20 protein-coding genes and 1 other annotated feature are annotated in these 21,882 nt (G+C 37.5%); all 20 genes read right to left on the bottom strand.

Going from position 1 to position 21,882, the window contains the following annotated elements; all coding sequences use genetic code 11:
- Positions 1 to 206 precede the first annotated feature (206 nt).
- Positions 207 to 1,118 (bottom strand): RluA family pseudouridine synthase, encoded by a 912-nt coding sequence (locus F1560_RS19090; protein WP_149476224.1) that lies wholly within the window; start codon positions 1,116 to 1,118, stop codon positions 207 to 209.
- Positions 1,115 to 1,585 carry a signal peptidase II gene (gene lspA, locus F1560_RS19085; RefSeq protein ID WP_149476223.1) on the bottom strand — a complete coding sequence of 157 codons (471 nt, stop codon included), beginning with the start codon at positions 1,583 to 1,585 and terminating at the stop codon, positions 1,115 to 1,117. The genes F1560_RS19090 and lspA overlap by 4 nt, the downstream gene beginning before the upstream one ends.
- Positions 1,586 to 1,717: 132 nt before the next feature.
- Positions 1,718 to 4,474 carry an isoleucine--tRNA ligase gene (gene ileS, locus F1560_RS19080; RefSeq protein WP_149476222.1) on the bottom strand — a complete coding sequence of 919 codons (2,757 nt, stop codon included), beginning with the start codon at positions 4,472 to 4,474 and terminating at the stop codon, positions 1,718 to 1,720.
- A gap of 355 nt (positions 4,475 to 4,829) precedes the next feature.
- Positions 4,830 to 5,049 (bottom strand) — a binding site (T-box leader).
- 57 nt (positions 5,050 to 5,106) lie between these two features.
- Positions 5,107 to 5,610 carry a DivIVA domain-containing protein gene (locus F1560_RS19075; protein WP_149476221.1) on the bottom strand — a complete coding sequence of 168 codons (504 nt, stop codon included), beginning with the start codon at positions 5,608 to 5,610 and terminating at the stop codon, positions 5,107 to 5,109.
- Between the two features lie 109 nt (positions 5,611 to 5,719).
- A complete protein-coding gene (locus F1560_RS19070) occupies positions 5,720 to 6,496 on the bottom strand; it encodes a YlmH family RNA-binding protein (RefSeq protein ID WP_149476220.1) in 777 nt (258 codons plus the stop codon).
- A 62-nt stretch (positions 6,497 to 6,558) separates the two neighbouring features.
- Positions 6,559 to 6,825, bottom strand: coding sequence for a YggT family protein (locus F1560_RS19065; protein WP_095308514.1), 267 nt, complete (start codon positions 6,823 to 6,825; stop codon positions 6,559 to 6,561).
- A 6-nt stretch (positions 6,826 to 6,831) separates the two neighbouring features.
- Positions 6,832 to 7,263 (bottom strand): cell division protein SepF, encoded by a 432-nt coding sequence (locus F1560_RS19060; protein WP_149476219.1) that lies wholly within the window; start codon positions 7,261 to 7,263, stop codon positions 6,832 to 6,834.
- Positions 7,264 to 7,290: 27 nt separating this feature from the next.
- Positions 7,291 to 7,962 (bottom strand): YggS family pyridoxal phosphate-dependent enzyme, encoded by a 672-nt coding sequence (locus tag F1560_RS19055; RefSeq protein WP_187773780.1) that lies wholly within the window; start codon positions 7,960 to 7,962, stop codon positions 7,291 to 7,293.
- Between the two features lie 27 nt (positions 7,963 to 7,989).
- Positions 7,990 to 8,799, bottom strand: coding sequence for a peptidoglycan editing factor PgeF (gene pgeF, locus F1560_RS19050; RefSeq protein WP_149476217.1), 810 nt, complete (start codon positions 8,797 to 8,799; stop codon positions 7,990 to 7,992).
- 73 nt (positions 8,800 to 8,872) lie between these two features.
- The gene (locus F1560_RS19045) at positions 8,873 to 9,133 is read right to left on the bottom strand and encodes a YlmC/YmxH family sporulation protein (protein ID WP_149476216.1); all 261 of its coding nucleotides are present in this window, start codon (positions 9,131 to 9,133) and stop codon (positions 8,873 to 8,875) included.
- Positions 9,134 to 9,261: 128 nt separating this feature from the next.
- Positions 9,262 to 10,044 (bottom strand): RNA polymerase sporulation sigma factor SigG, encoded by a 783-nt coding sequence (gene sigG, locus F1560_RS19040; RefSeq protein WP_095308508.1) that lies wholly within the window; start codon positions 10,042 to 10,044, stop codon positions 9,262 to 9,264.
- A 122-nt stretch (positions 10,045 to 10,166) separates the two neighbouring features.
- Positions 10,167 to 10,886 carry an RNA polymerase sporulation sigma factor SigE gene (gene sigE / locus F1560_RS19035; RefSeq protein WP_149476215.1) on the bottom strand — a complete coding sequence of 240 codons (720 nt, stop codon included), beginning with the start codon at positions 10,884 to 10,886 and terminating at the stop codon, positions 10,167 to 10,169.
- 14 nt (positions 10,887 to 10,900) lie between these two features.
- Positions 10,901 to 11,821, bottom strand: a complete 921-nt coding sequence (gene spoIIGA / locus F1560_RS19030) for a sigma-E processing peptidase SpoIIGA (RefSeq protein WP_149476214.1) — start codon at positions 11,819 to 11,821, stop codon at positions 10,901 to 10,903.
- A gap of 998 nt (positions 11,822 to 12,819) precedes the next feature.
- Positions 12,820 to 13,974 (bottom strand): cell division protein FtsZ, encoded by a 1,155-nt coding sequence (ftsZ, locus tag F1560_RS19025; protein ID WP_149476213.1) that lies wholly within the window; start codon positions 13,972 to 13,974, stop codon positions 12,820 to 12,822.
- Between the two features lie 191 nt (positions 13,975 to 14,165).
- On the bottom strand, positions 14,166 to 15,449 hold the full coding sequence (gene ftsA / locus F1560_RS19020) for a cell division protein FtsA (RefSeq protein ID WP_149476212.1): 1,284 nt from the start codon (positions 15,447 to 15,449) through the stop codon (positions 14,166 to 14,168).
- A 374-nt stretch (positions 15,450 to 15,823) separates the two neighbouring features.
- Positions 15,824 to 16,636: a cell division protein FtsQ/DivIB gene (locus F1560_RS19015; protein WP_149476211.1), complete on the bottom strand. Its 813-nt coding sequence runs from the start codon at positions 16,634 to 16,636 to the stop codon at positions 15,824 to 15,826.
- A 197-nt stretch (positions 16,637 to 16,833) separates the two neighbouring features.
- Positions 16,834 to 17,946: a stage V sporulation protein E gene (gene spoVE, locus F1560_RS19010; RefSeq protein ID WP_420874433.1), complete on the bottom strand. Its 1,113-nt coding sequence runs from the start codon at positions 17,944 to 17,946 to the stop codon at positions 16,834 to 16,836.
- 130 nt (positions 17,947 to 18,076) lie between these two features.
- Positions 18,077 to 19,426: a UDP-N-acetylmuramoyl-L-alanine--D-glutamate ligase gene (murD, locus tag F1560_RS19005; RefSeq protein ID WP_149476209.1), complete on the bottom strand. Its 1,350-nt coding sequence runs from the start codon at positions 19,424 to 19,426 to the stop codon at positions 18,077 to 18,079.
- Positions 19,426 to 20,409, bottom strand: coding sequence for a phospho-N-acetylmuramoyl-pentapeptide-transferase (gene mraY / locus F1560_RS19000; RefSeq protein ID WP_149476208.1), 984 nt, complete (start codon positions 20,407 to 20,409; stop codon positions 19,426 to 19,428). The genes murD and mraY overlap by 1 nt, the downstream gene beginning before the upstream one ends.
- 101 nt (positions 20,410 to 20,510) lie before the next feature.
- Positions 20,511 to 21,881 (bottom strand): UDP-N-acetylmuramoyl-tripeptide--D-alanyl-D-alanine ligase, encoded by a 1,371-nt coding sequence (locus tag F1560_RS18995; RefSeq protein ID WP_149476207.1) that lies wholly within the window; start codon positions 21,879 to 21,881, stop codon positions 20,511 to 20,513.
- Position 21,882: the final 1 nt, after the last annotated feature.

Genomic DNA, 21,882 nt, shown 5'->3' with positions numbered 1-21,882 from the left:
GTCTTAGTTGCACTTATGCAGGTAGGAAAGTTTTATACTTTCTTATCTGCCATAAAAAACTAAAAACCCTCTTCTCCTGTAGGAAAAAAGGGTTTTGGACATACGTTACCTAACGAACAAACCGTTCCTTTTCAGCCTCACAGGACTACTATTTAAAGGTCTCAATTATTAATCTTCATTCATTATTACAAACTAATTACCATCTGTCAATACATATTCTTTATCTTTTCCAAGACTTCTTGAAAGACTTTTGGAGCTTCCACTTCAAACTCCATCCATTCATTTGTCCGTGGATGCGTAAAGCCTAATGCCTTCGCATGAAGGGCTTGGCCATCTGCATCTAATGTTTTACGTTGGCCATATTTCGGATCTCCGACAAGCGGAAAGCCGATGTACCTCATATGCACCCTAATTTGATGTGTGCGTCCTGTTTCCAACTGACATTCTACATGTGTATAATCAGGGAAATGCTTGATGACTTTAAAATGCGTCACTGCGGGCTTACCACTATCAACAATTCCCATTTTTTGTCGGTCCTTTGGATCTCTTCCTATTGGTGCATCAATGATACCAGATTCGTGACCGATCTCTCCATGGACAATCGCTTCATATTTACGTTTTACTTCCTTCGTTGCTAGCTGTTCTGATAACTTCACATGTGTATGGTCATTTTTCGCTACGACAAGCAGGCCACTCGTATCCTTATCAATACGATGTACAATGCCTGGTCTTTCTACACTATTAATTCCAGATAAATCCTTACAATGGTGCAAGAGTGCATTTACTAATGTACCAGTCTGATGCCCTGCAGAAGGATGAACAACCATCCCTTTTGGTTTATTAATTACTAATAAATCAGGATCCTCATAAATAATCTCTAATGGAATATCCTCGGCTTGAATATCTAGCTCTTCAACTTCTGGAATAGACCATGTTAACACTTCTCCTGCTTGACATTTATAATTTGCCTTTACTACCGCTTCATTTACGTGCACATGCCCTTTACTAATCCAGCCTTGAATTTGCGAGCGAGACCGTTCTGGGTTAATGGCAGCCAACAGCTTATCAACTCTTGTTTTATTCTGTTCCTCTGTTACTTCATGTTGAAATTGTGTCATTTTTTTGCCTTCCCTTTCTTTCGTTCATCCATAATCGTTGCAATAATGACGATAATCACACCTATAGATAAAGCCGAATCGGCAACATTAAAGATGGGGAAATTATAATTAAAAATATAGAAATCGGCAAAATCAACTACTTCCTGATGGAATAAACGATCAATAAAGTTTCCGATTGCCCCACCAAGAACGAAGCTTAGACCTATTGCAAGTAATGTATCGTTTTTCGCAAACTTTTGCATGTAATATATAATACCGATAACAACAACCGCTGTTACAATATAGAAGAACAGCATTTGTCCTTGTAAAATTCCCCAGGCTGCACCCGAATTTCGATGTGATGTTATATAAAAAAAGTTTTCAATAATCGTTATCCGTTCACCAATTTCCATCGTGCTTACAATTATCCATTTTGTTAGTTGGTCAATCCCAATAATAAAGAGCGCGATGACGTAATACCAAATCATCCTATTTCCCCCGCTTCATCCATATTCGTACGACATGGTAAGTCTTTTTTATAGTATACTTTATTCTTCACTTTTTCAATAATAATAGCCCTCTTATTTCAAGAGGGCTATTATGGATTACACGCTTTTCGGTTATGCGGTATAATGCTCTTTTACTACTGTTGCACAACGCGAGCATAGTTCCGGATGGTCATGGTCCTCGCCAACTGTTTCTGAAGCAACCCAACAACGTTCACATTTTTCACCTGGATGCTTTTCAACAGCCACATCAACAAATTTATATTCTTTTGCAGATGCATTGCTTTCGCTTAAAACAGCTTCCGATACGATTAAGAATTGATGTAAATGTTCCATATTTGTTAAGACTTCATTTGTTTCCTCATCTTTTGGAACAATTGTAATTTTCGCTTCTAACGATTTACCGATAACTTTGTCATTTCGTGCTTCTTCTAATGCTTTCAGTACATCATCACGAACATTCATAAAATGATCCCATCTCGGAGCTAATGCGTCCATTCCAGCAATTTCTCTTGGTTCTGGAATATCTGTCAATTGTACACTCTCTGCTTCTGCCCCTGGAATATATTCCCACACTTCATCTGTTGTATGTGGAATGATTGGTGTCAATAGCTTAACCAATGTTGTCAATACTTCATAGTAGCCAGTTTGAATACTACGACGACGTTTATTATCAGCTGCCTCGATATAGAGAACGTCTTTTGCAAAGTCTAAATAGAACGAGCTTAGATCAACTGCACAGAAATTATGAATCTGATGGAAAATTGGTGCGTACTCATACTTCTCATAGCTTTCACGCACATCAGATAGCAATTGCTGCAAGCGATGTAGCATGTAACGATCCACTTCTTCTAATTCATGTTCCGCTACTGCATCTGTTGCTGGATTAAAATCAGCAAGGTTAGCTAGTAAGAAACGGAACGTGTTACGGATTTTACGATACGCCTCTGATGTTTGCTTCAAAATATCGTTCGAGATACGTACATCTGATTGATAATCTACAGAAGCAACCCATAGACGTAAAATATCAGAACCAAGTTGTTTTTGTACTTTAGAAGGTACAATGACATTTCCTAGTGATTTACTCATTTTTCTTCCATTACCATCAAGTACAAATCCGTGACTAATAATTGTTTTATATGGTGCTTTACCTGTTACTGCCACTGCAGTGGATAGGGATGAGTTGAACCAACCGCGGTATTGGTCACTTCCTTCTAGATAAATATCTGCTGGTCTACGATGATCTTCACGATTCATTAGTACTCCTTCGTGTGATGATCCGGAATCAAACCAAACATCCATGATATCTGTTTCCTTCGTGAATTTACCATTCGGGCTATGCTCAGATGTAAATCCTTCTGGCAGTAAGTCCTCCGCTTCACGCTCAAACCACACGTTTGAGCCGTGTTCTTTAAACAATTCAGAAACATGGTTAACCGTTTCGTCTGTAATAATTGGTGTACCGTCTTCACCATAAAATACAGGAATCGGAACACCCCATGCTCGTTGCCTTGAAATACACCAGTCTTCACGGTCACGTACCATGTTGTAAAGTCTTGTTTCTCCCCAGTTCGGATACCAGTTTACTTCCTTAATTTCAGAAAGAATATCTTGACGGAAGTCTTTGATCGATGCAAACCATTGTGCTGTTGCACGGAAAATTGTCGGCTTTTTCGTACGCCAATCATGTGGATAGGAATGCGTAATAAAGCTCATTTTCAATAGGGAACCTACTTCTTCAAGCTTCTCCGTAACTACTTTATTCGCTGCATCATAGAAGAGACCTTCAAACCCTGGAGCTTCTTCTGTAAATACACCTTTATCATCAACAGGACAAAATGCTTCAATGCCGTATTTTTTCGACACATAGAAGTCATCTTCCCCATGACCAGGTGCTGTATGAACACAACCAGTACCTGCATCAGTTGTTACATGTTCACCAAGCATAACAAGAGAATCGCGATCATAGAATGGATGCCTTGCAACAACACGTTCTGCTTCTTGTCCTTTAAATGATTTTACGACCTTTACGTTTTCCCAGCCTAGTTCTTCAGCAACATCTTCCAGTAAAGCATGTGCAAGTACATACTTTTCACCGTTTGCTTCTACAACGTTGTACTCTAAATCGGGATGCAAACTAATTCCAAGGTTGGCTGGAATGGTCCATGGTGTTGTCGTCCAAATGATGAATTTCTCTCCACCATCGAATAAGTCCTTCCCATCCCGAACTTCAAACGCCACATATATAGAAGCTGAACGCTTATCTTGATACTCAATTTCTGCTTCTGCTAATGCCGATTCAGAAGAAGGAGACCAATAAACCGGTTTTAAGCCTTTGTAGATATAGCCTTTTTTCGCCATTTCTCCAAATACTTTAATTTGTGCTGCTTCATAGTCTTTCGTTAATGTAATATATGGATTATCCCAGTCGCCACGTACACCAAGCTGTTTAAATTGTGTGCGTTGACTGTCCACTTGTCCAAGTGCATATTCTGCACATAGCTGTCTAAATTCAGCTACACTCATTTCTTTTCGTTTTACTTTCTTATTTTTCGTTAAAGCTGTTTCAATTGGCAGTCCATGTGTATCCCAGCCTGGAATATATGGGGCATGGTAACCCGTCATGGATTTATAACGGGTAATAAAGTCTTTCAAAATTTTATTCAATGCATGCCCGATATGAAGATCTCCGTTTGCATAAGGTGGTCCGTCATGTAAAACAAATAACGGTCTTCCTTTTGTACGCTCAAGACTCTTTTCATAGAGATTTGCTTCTTCCCATTGTTCTTGACGTTTTGGTTCTTTATTTGGTAAATTTCCTCGCATTGGAAATTCTGTTTTTGGCATTAATAATGTTTCTTTATAATCCATTATGCTTCCTCCTTATGTTATATAATAACGCTTATGCTTTTGAATCGGCTAGCTCCAGCGCCCAGCGAGACTTCCTTCACCTCCGTACGATAAAGAAGACTTGCCGACTGGCTGTGCCAGAGGCTTAGTCACACTTATACTCCTGCGGTGAAAGTCAACATCTACTCTAGGTAAAAGGATGGCCGATTAAAATCAGGCTACGCCTAACATCGGCATACCCCTAAAGGGGCATGTTTCCTTTATCTCCTGCGTAAGAATGTTCGACAAGTCGAACCACCCCAAAGTACGGGGCGCAGTCCGTACGTCGCTAACCGGGCGCTTGCGCTTTTGAATACAAAAAAGCCTTCTTCATCCCAAAAGGGACGAGAAGACTCGCGGTACCACCCTTATAAATTTAAAATTGATATTTTAAATTCACTCGACATCCGTAACGGGGATAAGCCGTCCATCATTACTAAAGTTCACAATGGATACTCAAGAGTGATTTTCTAAAAGAGTGCTGTACCAGGCTCACACCATCTCCTAGCTCGCTTATCAGCAACGTACTTTTATACTTTCTCTTTCAACGTATTATAATTATAATTGACATATCTTGTATGAATTATATGTAATATTCGTAAGAACGTCAAGAACTATGATTCATTTTCAATCAATTCGAGTTCTTCGCCTAACTCTGTTTTAAATAATTCTTCCCAATCATCCGTACCAAGCATATCCAATTGAGCCTGTACAAGCATACGTAATCTCGTACGGAAAACTTTAGCCTGTTTCTTCAATTCTTCGACATCCATTGATATACGACGTGATTTACTCAACGCTTCATTAATAATACGGTCCGCATTCTTTTCTGCCTCTTTAATAATAAGCTTGGATTCCTTGGTTGCATTTCCTTTCACTTCTTCTGCTGTTTCTTGTGCAACAAGAATAGACTTATTCAGGGTTTCTTCAATATTTGTAAAATGACCAAGTCTTTCATTCAGCTGGTTCACTTTCTCATCCAGCTCTTTCTTTTCTCGAATGACCATTTCATAATCCTTAATCACTTGATCCAAGAACTCGTTTACTTCATCTTCATCATAACCACGGATTTTTCTCGTAAATTCTTTATTATGAATATCTAATGGTGTTAATGGCACAATGGCCACCTCCTCAAGGTATAAATATATTAATCTAAAATCGAAATGTTCCAAAGTTGTATTTAAATCAATTCGACAAAAAAACAGTAAATCCTGCAAGAACTATAAATTATTTTAAAGATGCAATACTAATTTTCCATTTATCCTTTTTTGTCATCCCATTTATAGCAGTTAATTTGCTTCGACCTTTTCCACGTAACGAAATCATGTCGCCCTCTTGCAGTTGAAATTTAGTATCATCAACAACCTTATGATTCACTTTCACCTGCAATTTTTCAATAAAGCTGGAAGCATCTTTTCTAGAAATATGATAGATTTCCTTGATAACAGCATCAAGTCTTAAAGACGAAACTGTTTTGTCTGCTTCTACCCATCTTTCTTGCTTCTCTTTCAATAAAGTAAGCGGCTTTTCTTCAAATGTAACCGTCGCTTTTTTTATTGCAGTCAGATTTGTAGTAACATATGGACTTACTTCGTTTGCCAGTACAATTTGAATGAGGCCGTCTGCCGCATAAATATCTCCTAGCTTCGTACGCTTTATTCCCATTGATAAAAATGCGCCCATCACATCCCTGTGTTCAATGGTTATAAATTTATCTGGGTAAGTTGTCTGCAATAAGGTCAGCTGAAAAGATTCTTCTGTTATTTCTTCATAAAAAGGAGCAATTACCATACGTTTTCGTTCCGTATTTAATCCTCCGCCGTGCTTATCAAGTTTTAATTCAGGATTATTCAAACCGACAAGCATTTCGACTAGCTGTTGTTCACGTGGATCGAGAAAATCTGTCAGCTTTGGCTGAAATGTCTGCTCAACGCGTTCCTTCCATGATAATACTTGATCAATAAAAGGCTGTTCTTCTTTTCTAAAATGCTGGTAAATATCCATCTTGTTACTTCCTTTAACATATTGTTCGTCAAAATCTTCTTAGTATTTTGCCGCTATACGTTCTAAAATAAAAACATTTGGAAAAACTGAAGCAGACCAGCTCGAGCTAAATGAAGAACAAGGATACCAACGATTGGTGAGATATCGATCATACCAATTGGTGGGATAAATTTACGAAATTGCTCTAAGTAAGGCTCACAAATTTTGGTCAACATCTGACCAAAGGATGATTCCCTCGCTCCTGGGAACCATGACATGAAAATATACACAATGAGTGCATATCCATAGAATACAAATGCATAATGTAATATTGTATATAATTCAACCATCCACTACTACCATCCTTTTTCAAATTCATCTTGTTGGGCAAATGCTTCGGATATTGTTCCTGAAACCTCTACATTATCCGGGGTGCATAAAAATGTTTCAGAGCCTAGCTTCTGAATATCACCATTAACAGCGTATACCGTGCCACTTAGAAAATCAACAATACGTTTTGCTTGTTGATGATCAACACGTTGTAAATTAATGACAACAGCTCGTCTGTTCACAATGTTATCTGCAATTTCCTGAGCTTCGTTATATGTTCTTGGCTCACATAATACCACTTTTGATGTAGATTGCTGCATGCTCGTTAAGCTCACAACTTTTTGTGTCTGTTGCTTCGATATTTCTTTGCTTTCCGGGGTGATTTCTTCCTGTTCATATTCGTACTCATACTCGTCATCCATGGTGAAATAATTTTTAATCTTATTCTTAATACTCATTCTCTCACCTCTTCACTAGGTTTGCGATCATTCTCCAACTAATTGGGAGCCGATGCGGATATGCGTTGCACCCTCTTCAATCGCAATTTCATAATCATTGCTCATCCCCATCGAAAGAAATTCACATGGTGCATGATGCAATTGTTTTGCTTTGATACGGTCTCTCAAATAAGCTAAATCCCGAAATACTCTCCGAATCTCCTCTTTGTCTTCAATATGGGGTGCCATTGTCATTAATCCAATCACATGAACTTTTTCATATTTCTCCATTTCCTCAATAAAAGGAATTACTTCTTCAATGCTTAAACCATGCTTGGACGCTTCTCCACTGACATTTACTTGTATAAAGCAATCGACAGGAGCTGATGCCCGTTTATTAATTTCTTTTGCAAGTGAAGACCGGTCTAAAGCGTGAAGCATATCAATTTTGTCAATAATGTCCTTTACTTTTCGTGACTGCAAGGTTCCAATAAAATGCCATGTTACTTTATCACCAATGTGATGATACTTTTCTAAGAACCCCTCATTACGATTTTCGCCAAGATTTTTAACACCTGCTTCAACTGCTTCCTCAGTTCGTTCTATTGTAGCATATTTCGTAACCCCAATAACATTTATTTCGGAAGGCTTGCGGCCACTTTTTTCACATGCTTGTCCTATTTTCTCTTGAATGACTGCCAAATTTGCTGCGACTTCCATAATACGTATAACTCCTCCATCATGTAATCACTCTTGAAATCCAATAAACCCTAACATTCTTCCAGTCTTACCATGGTCTCTTCGATGAGAGAAAAATAATTCATCATCACGATAAGTGCAATAATTTGTTACCTCTATATTATGACGTAATACCCCAGATTGTAAAAGGATATCTACATTTAATTGCTTTAAATCTAATAAAAATCGATTTTTGCCGAGTGAACGTACCGTATTTGCCCTGTCCTCTGTTCGAATCGATTGAATCACCCGCTCATCTACTTCATAATTTTGCTGTGAAATACAAGGGCCAATCGCTACTAATAAGTTGTCCGCTTTCACATCAACCTTTGCAAAAGCTTCAACCATCTTCTCTGCAATTCGGTTAACAGATCCCTTCCAGCCAGCGTGGGCAATTCCAATATATTCCGTAACTGGATCAAAGAAAAATAAGGGTACACAATCTGCAAAGAAAGCTGTACATAATACTCCCTTTTGATTGGTTAAGAGCCCATCAGTACCTTTAATAGAGCTTGTATAAGAGGTTGAGCCTTTCCCCTTATCTTGATCCGTAATATGTGCAATCTCCGTTTGATGTATTTGTTCTCCTGACACCCAGTTTTGCAGCGAAAAGTTCAGCTTATCCGCTAATCGTTCTCGGTTACTTATGACATGCTTCTGCTCATCAGCAACATGGAACCCAAAATTCAATGTAAGATAGGGATACTCGCTTACACCACCGTTTCTAGTAGTAAAGCCTGCGACAAGTCCAGGGTGTTCATTTTGCCACTTTTCTATATTGAGATAAGAGTTTTCTTTCCCTCTAAAGACTTCATTCATTGTAATCCTCCTGAATAAATAGACTTGTCTTATTTTATCATATTTTAGCATACCTTTTTAGTTCAACTTCTAATTATACCGTACCATATAAATTTGGTCCTTGGACATCATTGACGAGAATCACATCGGAACCGATTCGAACAATTTGATCCCAGGAAATCAATAATTCGTCTGCCTTTGCAAACATACCGTTTTTCTTGTCTTTCGCTTCCACGACAATAGCAATAATCTTTCCCGTATTACCGTCAATCTCTAAGTCTGTAATATGCCCGAACCTTCTACCATCATCGATAATTATGATTTCTTTCAACTGTAACTCTGATAATTTAATCATTGTCCTCACCTACCTTATTAAACTATATGCGAACGCATCATTTTCTTTCATCTTTCCACAAAAAAAATCAGGAAAGACAGGTGAGTAACCCGTCTTTCCTGATTTTATATACTTGATTTTAATAAAATTTATTCAAACATTTGCTTATTCATTTGGCTTATTGCCGCTTTTTCTAAACGAGATACTTGAGCTTGAGAAATGCCAATTTCATCGGCAACTTCCATTTGCGTTTTCCCTTGAAAGAATCGTTTATTCAATATCATTTTTTCGCGTTCATTTAATTGATGCATCCCTTCTTTCAATGAAATCTTATCAACCCAAGTTGAATCCTTATCTTTATCATCGCTAATCTGATCGACAACAAATATTGGATCGCCACCATCATTGTAGATTGGTTCGAATAATGATACTGGATCTTGAATTGCGTCAAGAGCAAACACAATATCGGAATGTGGAATTCCCATTTCAGCTGCAATTTCTGCAGGAGTTGGCTCTTTTGATGTCTTACTAATTAACTTTTCTCTCACTTGCAGTGCTTTGTATGCAATATCACGTAAGGATCTAGATACTCGGATTGGATTATTATCTCTAAGGTATCGCCTGATTTCTCCTATAATCATCGGAACAGCATACGTAGAGAACCTTACGTTATGTGATAAATCAAAATTATCGATTGATTTCATTAGTCCAATACAGCCAACCTGAAACAAATCATCTACGTATTCTCCACGATTATTAAATCGTTGTATCACACTTAATACAAGCCTTAAATTTCCATTTACAAGTTCTTCTCTCGCAGAAATATCTCCTTCCTGCTGCATTCTTACAAAGAGCTTTTTCATTTCTTCATTTTTAAGTACAGGTAGTTTTGATGTATCAACACCACATATCTCAACTTTATGTCTAGTCATTCTGTCAACCCTCCCAGTCGGTGATGCTGTTCAAGGACAGTATCTCCCCTGTGGAGGGTTTTTATGCACGTACAGATTTTAGAAAGATTGTAAAATGTTGGTGAAAACCTTATAAAATATGGCTACACCATTTTATTAAATTCTTTTTTCAATCTGCGAATAATCTTTTTTTCTAAACGTGAAATATAGGACTGAGAAATTCCAAGCATATCTGCAACATCCTTCTGTGTCTTTTCCTCTTCACCAATCAATCCAAAGCGCAATTCCATAATTTGCTTTTCACGTGCATTTAATTTAGATAATGCACTTTTTAATAATGTTTTATCCACATTTGATTCGAGATTTTTTGTAATGATATCATCATCCGTACCAAGAACATCGGATAAAAGAAGTTCATTTCCATCCCAATCAATATTTAACGGTTCATCAAACGAAACTTCAGATTTAAGCTTATTATTTCGCCGCAAGTACATTAAAATCTCATTTTCAATACATCGTGACGCATAGGTTGCTAACTTAATTTTCTTTTCTGGGTTGAATGTATTCACAGCTTTTATCAAGCCAATCGTACCAATACTAATTAAGTCCTCAATATTGATTCCTGTATTTTCAAATTTACGCGCAATATAGACGACAAGACGTAGATTTCGTTCAATCAACATAGCTCTTGCTGCCTTATCACCTTTGGGTAGTAAAATTAACAATTCCTGTTCTTCTTGTTTAGAAAGTGGAGGGGGTAATGCTTCACTTCCACCAATATAGTATACTTCAGAAGACTTTAACCCTAATTTTATTAATAATTTATACCAGCGTAATTTCAGCTTGATTTTCCATAGAGCCATACTTCTCCACTCCCTTATGCTGTTTGTATAGTAGCTAATTTAATGATTTGCGGATGCAATAAACAATGATAGCTTTGATCCCTTACTAATACGCCAAACTGAATACCTATTAGTAAATTGCTTGTTATAAGCTTTTGGTTCTCATAATGGATTTCAATATGATCTGGTCGAATTGCTAAGAGAAAACCGCTTTTTCCTTCAACCCCTTGATATGGAATCATTTGAATTTTGTTCTGCCATTTCTCTGGGGTTTGATCGAGTGCTAAATGATGATGCACTTCCTCTAGCTGTTTCCATTCTTCATCAGAAAACCACTGTTTGAGAAACATTTCATCACAGATAACAACCGCTCGTTTCGTCAGTGGATCAATTAGTTGATTACCACTGTCAATAAAACCCTTCGTTATAAATGAATGATTATTCATTTGAATGGTCACTTCGCATAATTGGTCATAACGAATTTTCTCACTCGCATGCTCGTCCATACGATGCTTTGTAAAATACCATACGATTGGGAATCCGACTAAGATAAATATCCAGCTGACTGGATCACCATATCCTTTGTTAAATGTTAAAATTCCATTTCCTGTAATTGCAACAGGATTAGCAAGTAGAAAATATATAGCTGTCAATCCACCTCCAATTGCAAATGAAGTAAAGTAAAATAGTAATAATAATTTCATCATTCGATAAATACCTGTATATCCGAAAGCACATAGGATAATAAAGAGCGAATACAATAATTTTCCCAGTACCCCATTCATGAAGGAGTCTGGAAAAAATAACGTAATTGGTACAATTAGTGAAGCGATAAATGCCCCAAAAATGATTCGTATTTTTCCCGAGGCATCCCTTGCTAAAGCTTTTGTAAGCATTAACAGCATTAAATCGAGAAAAAAATTCAATGCCCAGACGGCATCAAGATAAATGGTCAATTTCTCTCTTCCTTCCTGGCAAATCATTTCGGAATATATATTTTCAAAGGTATTTTCATAGATAATGAAACAGCCTTAAGTTTGAGGAATTACTAACGAGTATAGTAGAGTATCGAAGCAAAGTCTGTCGCTTCTTGTGTGCGTATAAAAGCTAATTTTCACTATTTGTCAATAAGTTTGTCGTGGAGTATTTGACTGTTTTGAGGTCAACGCATGTTCAAACGGATTATAGCTATAGCGATTTTTGCGTTATATGTCAGAGACTTCTAGAATCAATATGCATAAATTAAAAATTATCCTATATAGGAATAACCTAACTCTTTCAGCGGAAATTAACGAAACTCCCTAGATCGAATTCGAAATCAATGTCTAAAATGATTTCGAATTAACATTTTTTTAATCTCTGGGAGTCTGTAAGCAGACTCAAATTTTATTTAGGTGCTTTCATTGTATTTGAAGGACACTGTGATATAATGTGCAATTCTAGTTAGAGCGTATACCCGCTCCGGAAATACACTTCGCTTTCCGTGGCCAGAGGAGTCTGCGTGTATTTCCTTCGCTAGTACTGGCTTGCTGCCTATTGCTAATATAGTTAAACGAAACACTATTGTTGCTCTAACCAGTCTGAGTGAGTGAAGGGCAGTCGACTCCTGCGGGAACAGCACGTGTCCGAAGACCCCGCAGAGTGGTTTTCTCGAGGTGGCTGAGGCCGTGCCCGCGGAAAGCGACTACCCGGAACGATCCCGGACGGTGGGATCTGCTCAAACTTAACAATCAAAAGTTTGTTCGCAGTTTATATTAAGTGTGCAATACTAATATTCAAATATAGTTTATGAAGGTAATGATAAGAATCATTTTACGTAGAAGTTAGCTAGCTAGTTGAGTTAATTAGATTGGAAGTGAAATACTGTAATTAAGGTGAATAGAGCGTTTGAAACATGAAAAGAGCAGATAATCATAGATCATCTGCTCTTTTCCATCTAATTCTTAATTCATATTTATCGATTACGGTTTCGATTTCTTAAAAACGTAGGGATATCCAGCTCGTCATCCTCTTGTCTTACACGAGGTTGTTGTTGCTGGTGCTGCTGTGGCTCGCGCTGCTCTCTTTGAACAGGCTCTTCTCTCGTTGCAGCATGCTGGTTTTGTCCAACCATCGGACGATGCTGTTTTTGCTTCATTTCAGCTTTTGGCTGTACGGTCTCGTCAAACCCTGTTGCAATTACTGTAACAACAATTTCATCATTTAAGTTTTCGTTAATAACGGAACCAAAGATGACATTTACTTCTTTATCTGCTGCTGATGTAACTAAATCTGCAGCTTCTTGAACTTCATAAAGGCTTAAGTTCGTACCGCCAGTAATATTCATTAGAATACCATGTGCACCATCAATGGAAGTCTCCAGTAACGGAGATGAGATTGCTTTTTTCGCAGCTTCTGTTGCACGCGTTTCACCAGTTGCAATACCGATCCCCATAAGTGCAGAACCTTTATCAAACATAATTGTTTTAACGTCAGCAAAGTCAACGTTAATTAGACCTGGCTTCGCAATTAAATCCGAGATACCTTGTACACCTTGTCGTAATACATTATCAGCTTCACGGAATGCTTCAAGCATTGGTGTGTTTTTGTCTACAATTTCAAGTAAGCGATCATTTGGAATAACGATTAATGTATCAACACTTCCTTTAAGTGTATCAATTCCAGAAATTGCTTGGGTAGAGCGTCTTCTTCCTTCAAAAGAGAATGGACGTGTTACAACACCTACAGTTAGTGCTCCAAGATCTTTGGCAACTTGTGCAATTACAGGAGCAGCACCAGTTCCGGTACCACCACCCATTCCAGCAGTTACAAATACCATATCAGCACCTTGCAATACTTCTTCTAGCTGTTCTTTGCTCTCTTCGGCAGCTTTCTTTCCAACTTCCGGATTTGCACCTGCTCCAAGACCACGTGTCAGTTTACCACCTATTTGTATTGTTGTTTCTGCTTTAGACAAATTCAAAGCCTGAGCATCGGTATTTACCGCTATAAATTCTACACCTTCAACTCCATGCTCGATCATTCGGTTTACAGCATTATTCCCACCGCCACCTACACCGATGACTTTAATTGTTGCTAATTCCTCCATATTTGTATCAAACTCTAACATATTTCTTTCCTCCTAATGTGCAAAATTACAAGAATTCCAGAAGCTAATTTCAATGTGATCTCTTTAGAAAACTTGGCGTTCGTCAGGCTTTTAGTCGAATGCCATAGTTGCGCTTATGCAGATATTAAAGTTTTATACTTTCTTACCTGCCAAAAAGTTTCATTACCTTTTTCAATTCACATCAGTTATTCTTAATCAAAGAAATACTTAAATAAATTAGCAAAACTAGAGTCTTTTTTCTTATTTTCTTTCGTTTCTTTTTTGACCTTTGGCTGTTTTTGCGGTCGTTTTGGTTTTGGCTCTGTTGTATCCTCAACTACAGATGGATATAGATCTTTCCCTTGTATTTTCGCATTATGATAAGCGAACTGCAATATTCCAATTCCTGCTGTATATTGCGCTTCTCTAACACCTATGTAATCTGGGATGGCTACGCGAACATTTGAACGGAATAGGTCTTGCGCAAGCTCAAGACTTCCAGGCATTGAACTTGTTCCACCAGTCAGTACATAGCCTCCAGGAAGCTCTTGGTATCCCATTTTTCTAATTTCTCTTTCAACATAAGCATAAATTTCTTCAAGTCTTGCCTCAATCATATCAGAAATTTGTAGCTGATTATAGGTTTCTCTCGTATTGCTTCCGATAATTGAAACTTCAAACGTTTCTTCTTCAGATGCATCATCATAAAAAGCATGTCCATAATTCAGCTTAATGTCTTCGGCCTCTTCAGTAGATGTTCTTAGCCCGATCGACAAATCTTTCGTAATATTGTCTCCACCTAAGCTAATGATACTTGTGGAAACTAGATGATCATTTCCAAAAACAGAAACGGTCGTGCACCCACCACCAACATCAATTAGCGCAACACCCATATTCTTTTCATCTTTTGAAAGTGCAATAGTTCCGGCTGCAAGTGGTTGAAGGCAAATATCGGATACTTGCAAATTAGCACGCTCAACACATTTTAAAATGTTATGCAGGACCGTCTTGGAACATGTAATAATTGTACCTTCCATTTCCAGGCGAACACCAATCATACCGCGTGGATCCGTAATTTCATCCAAACCGTCAACAATAAACTGTTTTGGAATGACATCAATAATTTCGCGTTCTGGTGGTATCGAAATCACTTGTGCTCCATCGATGACTCTTGTTACATCTTCATCACCAATTTCACGGTTTTCACTTTGAACTGCTACTACACCATGACAAGGTTGTAATTGAACGTGGTTTCCGTTTATCCCAACGACGACACTTTCAATCTGCATCCCTACCATACGTTCAGCTTGTTCTACCGCGTTTCGAATCGAATGAACCGTTTGATCAATATCAACAATTGCACCTTTTTTCATACCATTTGATTTAGCGGTCCCAACCCCGATTATATTCAATGAATCGTTTAAAACTTCTCCAATAATGACTTTAATCGCTGTTGTACCTATATCAAGACTTACTAATATTTCACTATTATTCAACAAAAGGCACCTCCAGAATCAGAAACATCCAGTATTACTGTCGTTTCTATGAACTTACTTTTTTATCTAGTGTATAATCTACTATTTTATAGGAAATCAGTAAAAAAATAAAACATATATAGGTTATTCCACAAAAGATGGCAATATCCCTTCTTAACGCTTTAAAAAATCTAAATTTTTCCTACAATATGTGTTCAAAAGGAGGATGAAAAGACCTAAGGCCGGCTAATGTCACAACGCCGACACCAACACGTCTTTTACGTCGAACTACGATGAGTCATTTTCATCGGACATTTCGAACATCCCCCTATGAATATCTTATATATCTTTCGTAGACAGAGCCATTTATATGACTTTCTTACCACAACATTTATTTATTCGACTTCCATAGATTCCTCATCATCAGGAATTCCTTCTATTTCTGTCATATCTTCTTCATCTTCTTGATTAAAAGACTCGAAATAGATGCCTATACCAATATGAATAATCCCTTTTTCCTCAGGATCAAGCTGCGCAACGATTGATGGATAAACTTCCATTTTTTCAGCGAAGTCACGAATCGTTCCTTTTACAATATAACCATCATTCATATAAAGAAGCACGTTATTCTTATTCTCTTCAGAAGGGACCCAATGGACTTCCGAAATAATTTTCATGATGCTACTAGGCAGTTCCTTTAGCTCCTCAGCCATTCTATGCAGATATGTATCATCATCAAACCCATAAATTAGCGGAGCATCACCGTTTAACGTATCATTCGTAACATTTAGAATTTCGCCATTCCCTAATACAGGATTATACGCTGTCTCGTTGCGAATATATCCAACAATCTGTTGTTCTGTCACCTGAATCTCAATTGTCCATGGTAGCTTTCTACTAACAGTAGCAGATTCTAAGATAGGGTTTTTATTTATTAATTGCACAATTTCCGATCGATTAATTGTCCATATATTTGTATCTGTCGTTAAATTACTACTCTCAATAATCTCTTCATCACTCACATACGTATTTCCATTCACGTCAATCGTTTTAATATGGCTCAATGGTGATTGCAAATAGACGATAATTGATATTAAGAAAAAAAAGATAGAAAGATAAAATATAAGACGTCGGTTCGCTTTTTTCTTACGTGCTTGTTTCAATTTCGGAATTCGATCCTCAATCGAAACAATATTCTTTTTACTCATCCCCATTTCTTCCTTTATACATGTATTTACGATAGCAAAAGAATAAACGGCAAGTTTCGAAGCCGTTTCTATCTGTTTACATGAATTATATCATAAAACGTAGTGGAAGATGTAGTGTACTTACCATACTTTATCAAGTTTTTCCAGTTACAGGGCTGTGAATTTTTGCCAATCACGGAAATAGCACGATGTTCACCTCAAATCTTTGAATAAATACTAATATTTAACAATATTCCAACCGAACATAAGGTTAATGTTAATGATGATCCTCCATAGCTGAGAAATGGTAACGTAATTCCTGTAACTGGAATTAGTCCGATTACCACACTTATATTAATCATCGCTTGTACTGCAAGCATTCCTGCAATTCCCAGTGCTAAAAATCGTCCAAAAAGGTCTGGGGCTTCAAGTGAGATTTTAATTCCTCGCCATAAAAGCAGGAAAAATAAAATAATGATTATAGTTCCACCAATAAATCCAAGCTCTTCACCTAATATAGCAAAAATAAAATCCGTTTGCGGCTCCGGTAAATAAAAATACTTCTGCAAGCTATTCCCTAATCCTAGCCCCATTAATCCTCCTGGTCCAATCGCATATAAAGACTGGATAATTTGGAAGCCATCGCCTAGTGGGTCTTCCCAAGGATTAAGAAAAGCAGTAATTCGGCTGATCCGATATGGTGCAGATGCAATCAAGCCTACAAAACCGAGTAGTCCTATTGCAGCAAGGCCAAAAAAATGCGTCAATCTTGCTCCAGCAGCAAAAATCATAATCATACATGTAAGTACAAGAACCATCCCTGTTCCAAGATCTGGCTGCAGCATAATTAATCCAAAAGCAGTAAAAACAAGTAAAATACATGGAAGAAATCCTTTTTTGAAAGAAGTTATATACTTTTGATTTGCAGATAGAATGGCGGCGAGAAAAATGATTAGTCCAAGTTTCATAAATTCGGATGGTTGAATACTAAATGCACCGACACCAATCCAGCTTTGTGCTCCCCCGCGTACCATACCGATTCCTGGTATTAATACAAGCAATAATAATGTAAAGCATAGCAGGAGTATGATATTAGCGTATTTTTTCCATGTATAATACGGAATAACCATGAAAAAAAACATTGCAACTACTCCTGCTCCTGCAAAAAGCAGCTGCCTTTTTAAATAGTAAAAGGAGTCATTAAATTTGTAATCAGACCAAATATAAGAAGAACTATACACCATGACAATCCCAACAACTAATAAAGTAACGATAATAAAAAGCAAAGGAAGATCCGGTTTTCTTTGCTCTTTTAAAAGTTTATTCAACAACAAAACACCCCTTTTCCAATTTTGGACCAGGGGCATTTGCAGTATGCTATATATCGTTTTTCTGATTAAGAAACTATAGGTATAGATGACTTACTTCCGTTCAGCAACCGAACCATCTTTGTATTTGCCCCTATACTAGCTTATGCACGGCTTGTACAAACATGTCTCCTCTTTCTTCAAACGTTCGATATTGATCCCAGCTCGCACACGCTGGTGACAAAAGAATAATTTCATTTTCCTCTGAAATCGAATAAGCTGCTTTCACGGCATCTTCGACATTCTCAGATTCAACCACTTTTTTAATACCAACCTCAGCCGCTAGCTGCTTTAGCTTGCTCGCAGTCTGCCCGAATACAACCATTGCCCGAACATGTTTCAAGTGTGGCTGCAACTCGGTAAATGCATTCCCGCGATCAAGTCCACCTGCTAAAAGAATCGTTGGCTGCTTAAATGAATCTAAGGCTTTTTGGGTCGCCAGTATATTTGTTGCTTTTGAATCATTGTAAAATAGTCGTCCATTGACATTTTCAACAAATTGTAAACGATGCTCTACACCTGAAAATGTCGTTAATACCTGACAAATACCTTCATTCGTAGCACCATTTAACTTTGCAGCAGCTATTGCAGCTAAGATATTCTGTAAATTATGCTCTCCGACTAATACAATTTTGCTCAATTCAATAATTTTTTCATTCTTGAAATAGGCATACTTGTCATCAATCCAAGCACCTGTTTCAAGTTTTTGCTGAACTGAAAAAGGAACAAGCTTTGCACGTGCATCCTTTACTTCTTCTGCAATAGCTTTATCCTCCGCATTATAAATAAGGTAATCATCTTCCGTCTGGTTTCTAAAAATATTAAACTTTGCCTGTTTATAATTGCCCAACGTCTTATGATAATCCAAATGTGCTTCAAATATATTTAATAAGATGGCAGTTGTTGGTCTAAATTTTTCAGTTCCTTGTAATTGAAAAGATGATAACTCAAGGACAAGCGCTTCATCCTCTTTCATCGACTGCACAGCTTCTGTAGCTACAATACCAATATTTCCAGCCACTTTAACTGGGCGATCACTTTTTTTGAGCATATCGGTTACCAAGGTAGTGGTCGTTGTTTTTCCATTCGAACCTGTCACCCCAATAATTGGACCGTCAAATAAATAATAGGCTAATTCAATTTCCGTAATAATCGGAATGTCTCGTTGCATCGCTTCAGCAACAATCGGGTTATCATAGGATATACCAGGATTTTTCACAACGATATCCATTCCATCTAAAATGGAAATAGGATGGGAGCCTATTACAACTTCAGCACCCATCTCTTTCAGTCGTATAACAACCTCATCCTGCTCTGTTGCTTGTTTATCATTCACACGAATTGTTTTATTATTTGCAAGTAGCGCTTCAGCAGCTGCTGTTCCACTTCGCGCAAGACCTAAAACAACGATGTTAGAATAAGGGAAATCTATCAATTTTCTCATTATAAGCCCACCTCAATATAAATGCCGAGTGCGGCGAATAAAAGTCCTACAAGCCAAAATGTTGTTACTACCCGCCATTCTGACCAACCAAGCAATTCATAATGATGATGTAATGGACTCATTTTAAATACACGTTTTCCCGTTGTTTTAAATGAAATAACCTGAATAATAACGGAAAGTGTTTCAATTACGAAGACGCCGCCAATAATGACTAACAGAATTTCCATTTTCAGCAAAATGGAAATAGCTGCAATTGCTCCTCCAAGTGCGAGTGAACCTGTATCTCCCATAAACACCTTTGCCGGATGTGCATTAAAGACAAGAAATCCGAGTAATGCTCCAACGACAGCCAAGGCGAACACAGCTACTTCATTTTGTCCGGTACCATACCAAGCAAGAATTGCAAATGCTCCAAATGCAATCGCGGCTGTACCAGCTAATAAACCATCTAACCCATCCGTTAAATTTACAGCGTTGGAAGCACCAACAAGCATAAATATAATTAACAGCGCATAGCCCCAACCGAGTTCCCATTGAATATCGGTTCCGGGTATTTGAACTGCGGTTGAGAATCCGTGATTTCGTAAAATAAAGTAAAATACAAGTGCAATTACTATTTGCCCAAGTAACTTTTGCAGTGATGTTAATCCAAGATTTCGTTTCATTGCTACTTTAATGAAATCATCAAGAAATCCAAGTAACCCATATCCAAAGATAACAAAAACTAGTAACCATAACTCATAGCCAATGCCAGATTCGGTTACTCTTGCTGCCATTATAATCGATGTGATAATAACACTAAATATAATCATGATACCGCCCATTGTAGGGGTACCTGTTTTTTTCAAATGTGATTTTGGTCCTTCTTCTCTAATGCTTTGCCCAAACTTTAATCTTCTTAAAAATGGTATAAATATTGGAGATAAAAGAACGGTAATGAGAAATGCAATCGCTAATGTGATTAATAAAACAGTTAAATTCACTTTTTTTCCTCCTCATACATAACCGTCCAAATAGATTGGATGAATCAATACGTTTCATTTATTTTTTTAGGTTGTGCTTTTTGTATAATGTTTTTTGCTTATTAATTGCTATTCGTAGTAATAGCTTCGATCATTTCTTCAAATTTTAACCCTCGTGATGCTTTAAACAATAATAATGAATGTTTCGTTAAATAAGGGGCAAGTGCTTGAACTAAATCTTCCTTCGAAGCAAAATGCGTGCATACTAATGTATGGCTCTTCGTTTGAAGCGCTGTTTGAATCCACTTCGCATGGTTTCCATACGTAAAGAGCACAGTAATAGGAGCTTCAATTACTTCGGCAACCGATTCATGAAATTCTCTTGCACGATCTCCTAGCTCAAGGATATCGCCAAGCACTAACACCTTCTGTTGGAATCCGCTCATTTGCTTCACTACTTCAATCGCTGCCTTCATTGAAGTTGCTGATGCATTATAAGCATCATTGATGATCGATACATCATTTATCCCTTTTAGCAGTTCAAATCGCATTCCCGTTAGCTCAAGATTACGCAAAGCTTGCTTGCTTTTCTCTGTAGGGATGTTTAAGAGCTTTCCTAAGGCTAGCGCAAATGATGCATTTTTTGCATGGTGCTTGCCTAATAATGGGACTTGATAAGACATTCCATCGGAAAGCGTAAATTCGGTTTCCAATGTATGTATCTTAACCTGTGAAATTGTATAATCATTTTTTTCATCGAAGCCACAACTAATTAGTTTCTGATTTATGTTTTTCTCGCGGAGTAACGGTTCGTCACCGTCAATAATTAGTACTCCACTCTCGTCCAAACCATGTATTATCTCCAGCTTCGCCTTAGCAATCCCCTCACGTGATCCTAAGAATTCAATATGAGACTCACCGATATTTGTAATTATTGCAACATCCGGTCTCGCAATACGTGTTAATAGATCAATTTCATGGAAGTTACTCATACCCATTTCCACTATTAACACTTCGGTATTTCTATCCATTGATAAAATTGTCAATGGTAAGCCAATATGATTATTGAAATTTCCCTTTGTAGCATGCGTTCGATATGTCGTTTTCACAACAGCTGAGATCAAATCTTTCGTTGTTGTTTTACCATTAGACCCTGTTACCCCGATTACAATCGGGTTAACCTCTGCCCTATATGCAGATGACAAATCCTGAAGTGCTCTCAAGGTGTCCTTTACAAAATAAACAGGAAAGTCTGGCAAGATGCCATCTGGTAATTGCTTGCTTTCATCCCAAATAATAGCAGATGCTCCATTTTCAATTGCTTGTTGTACAAAATCATGTCCATCAAAATTTTCTCCAACAATCGGAACAAATAAGAGACCTTCATCCTTCGTTCTGCTATCTGTCGTTACTTGTTTTATTGCTATATTATCCTGTACCTTCCCTTGATTGGAAGGGAATTGTTTAGCCAACCAATTTGTAGTAAATAACATC

Source organism: Oceanobacillus polygoni (genome assembly GCF_008304605.1).
In the GTDB taxonomy this organism is placed as follows: domain Bacteria; phylum Bacillota; class Bacilli; order Bacillales; family Amphibacillaceae; genus Oceanobacillus; species Oceanobacillus polygoni.
Note: the sequence above shows the minus strand (reverse complement) of the source record. Positions and strands in the feature narration are given on the sequence as shown.

Coding starts and splice junctions, on each gene's coding strand:
- F1560_RS19090 (WP_149476224.1), bottom strand. CDS start 1,118: ATGACACAATTTCAACATGAAGTAACAGAGGAACAGAATAAAACAAGA.
- lspA (WP_149476223.1), bottom strand. CDS start 1,585: ATGATTTGGTATTACGTCATCGCGCTCTTTATTATTGGGATTGACCAA.
- ileS (WP_149476222.1), bottom strand. CDS start 4,474: ATGGATTATAAAGAAACATTATTAATGCCAAAAACAGAATTTCCAATG.
- F1560_RS19070 (WP_149476220.1), bottom strand. CDS start 6,496: ATGGATATTTACCAGCATTTTAGAAAAGAAGAACAGCCTTTTATTGAT.
- F1560_RS19065 (WP_095308514.1), bottom strand. CDS start 6,825: ATGGTTGAATTATATACAATATTACATTATGCATTTGTATTCTATGGA.
- F1560_RS19060 (WP_149476219.1), bottom strand. CDS start 7,263: ATGAGTATTAAGAATAAGATTAAAAATTATTTCACCATGGATGACGAG.
- F1560_RS19055 (WP_187773780.1), bottom strand. CDS start 7,962: ATGGAAGTCGCAGCAAATTTGGCAGTCATTCAAGAGAAAATAGGACAA.
- pgeF (WP_149476217.1), bottom strand. CDS start 8,799: ATGAATGAAGTCTTTAGAGGGAAAGAAAACTCTTATCTCAATATAGAA.
- F1560_RS19045 (WP_149476216.1), bottom strand. CDS start 9,133: ATGATTAAATTATCAGAGTTACAGTTGAAAGAAATCATAATTATCGAT.
- sigG (WP_095308508.1), bottom strand. CDS start 10,044: ATGACTAGACATAAAGTTGAGATATGTGGTGTTGATACATCAAAACTA.
- sigE (WP_149476215.1), bottom strand. CDS start 10,886: ATGGCTCTATGGAAAATCAAGCTGAAATTACGCTGGTATAAATTATTA.
- ftsZ (WP_149476213.1), bottom strand. CDS start 13,974: ATGTTAGAGTTTGATACAAATATGGAGGAATTAGCAACAATTAAAGTC.
- F1560_RS19015 (WP_149476211.1), bottom strand. CDS start 16,636: ATGAGTAAAAAGAATATTGTTTCGATTGAGGATCGAATTCCGAAATTG.
- murD (WP_149476209.1), bottom strand. CDS start 19,426: ATGAGAAAATTGATAGATTTCCCTTATTCTAACATCGTTGTTTTAGGT.
- F1560_RS18995 (WP_149476207.1), bottom strand. CDS start 21,881: ATGTTATTTACTACAAATTGGTTGGCTAAACAATTCCCTTCCAATCAA.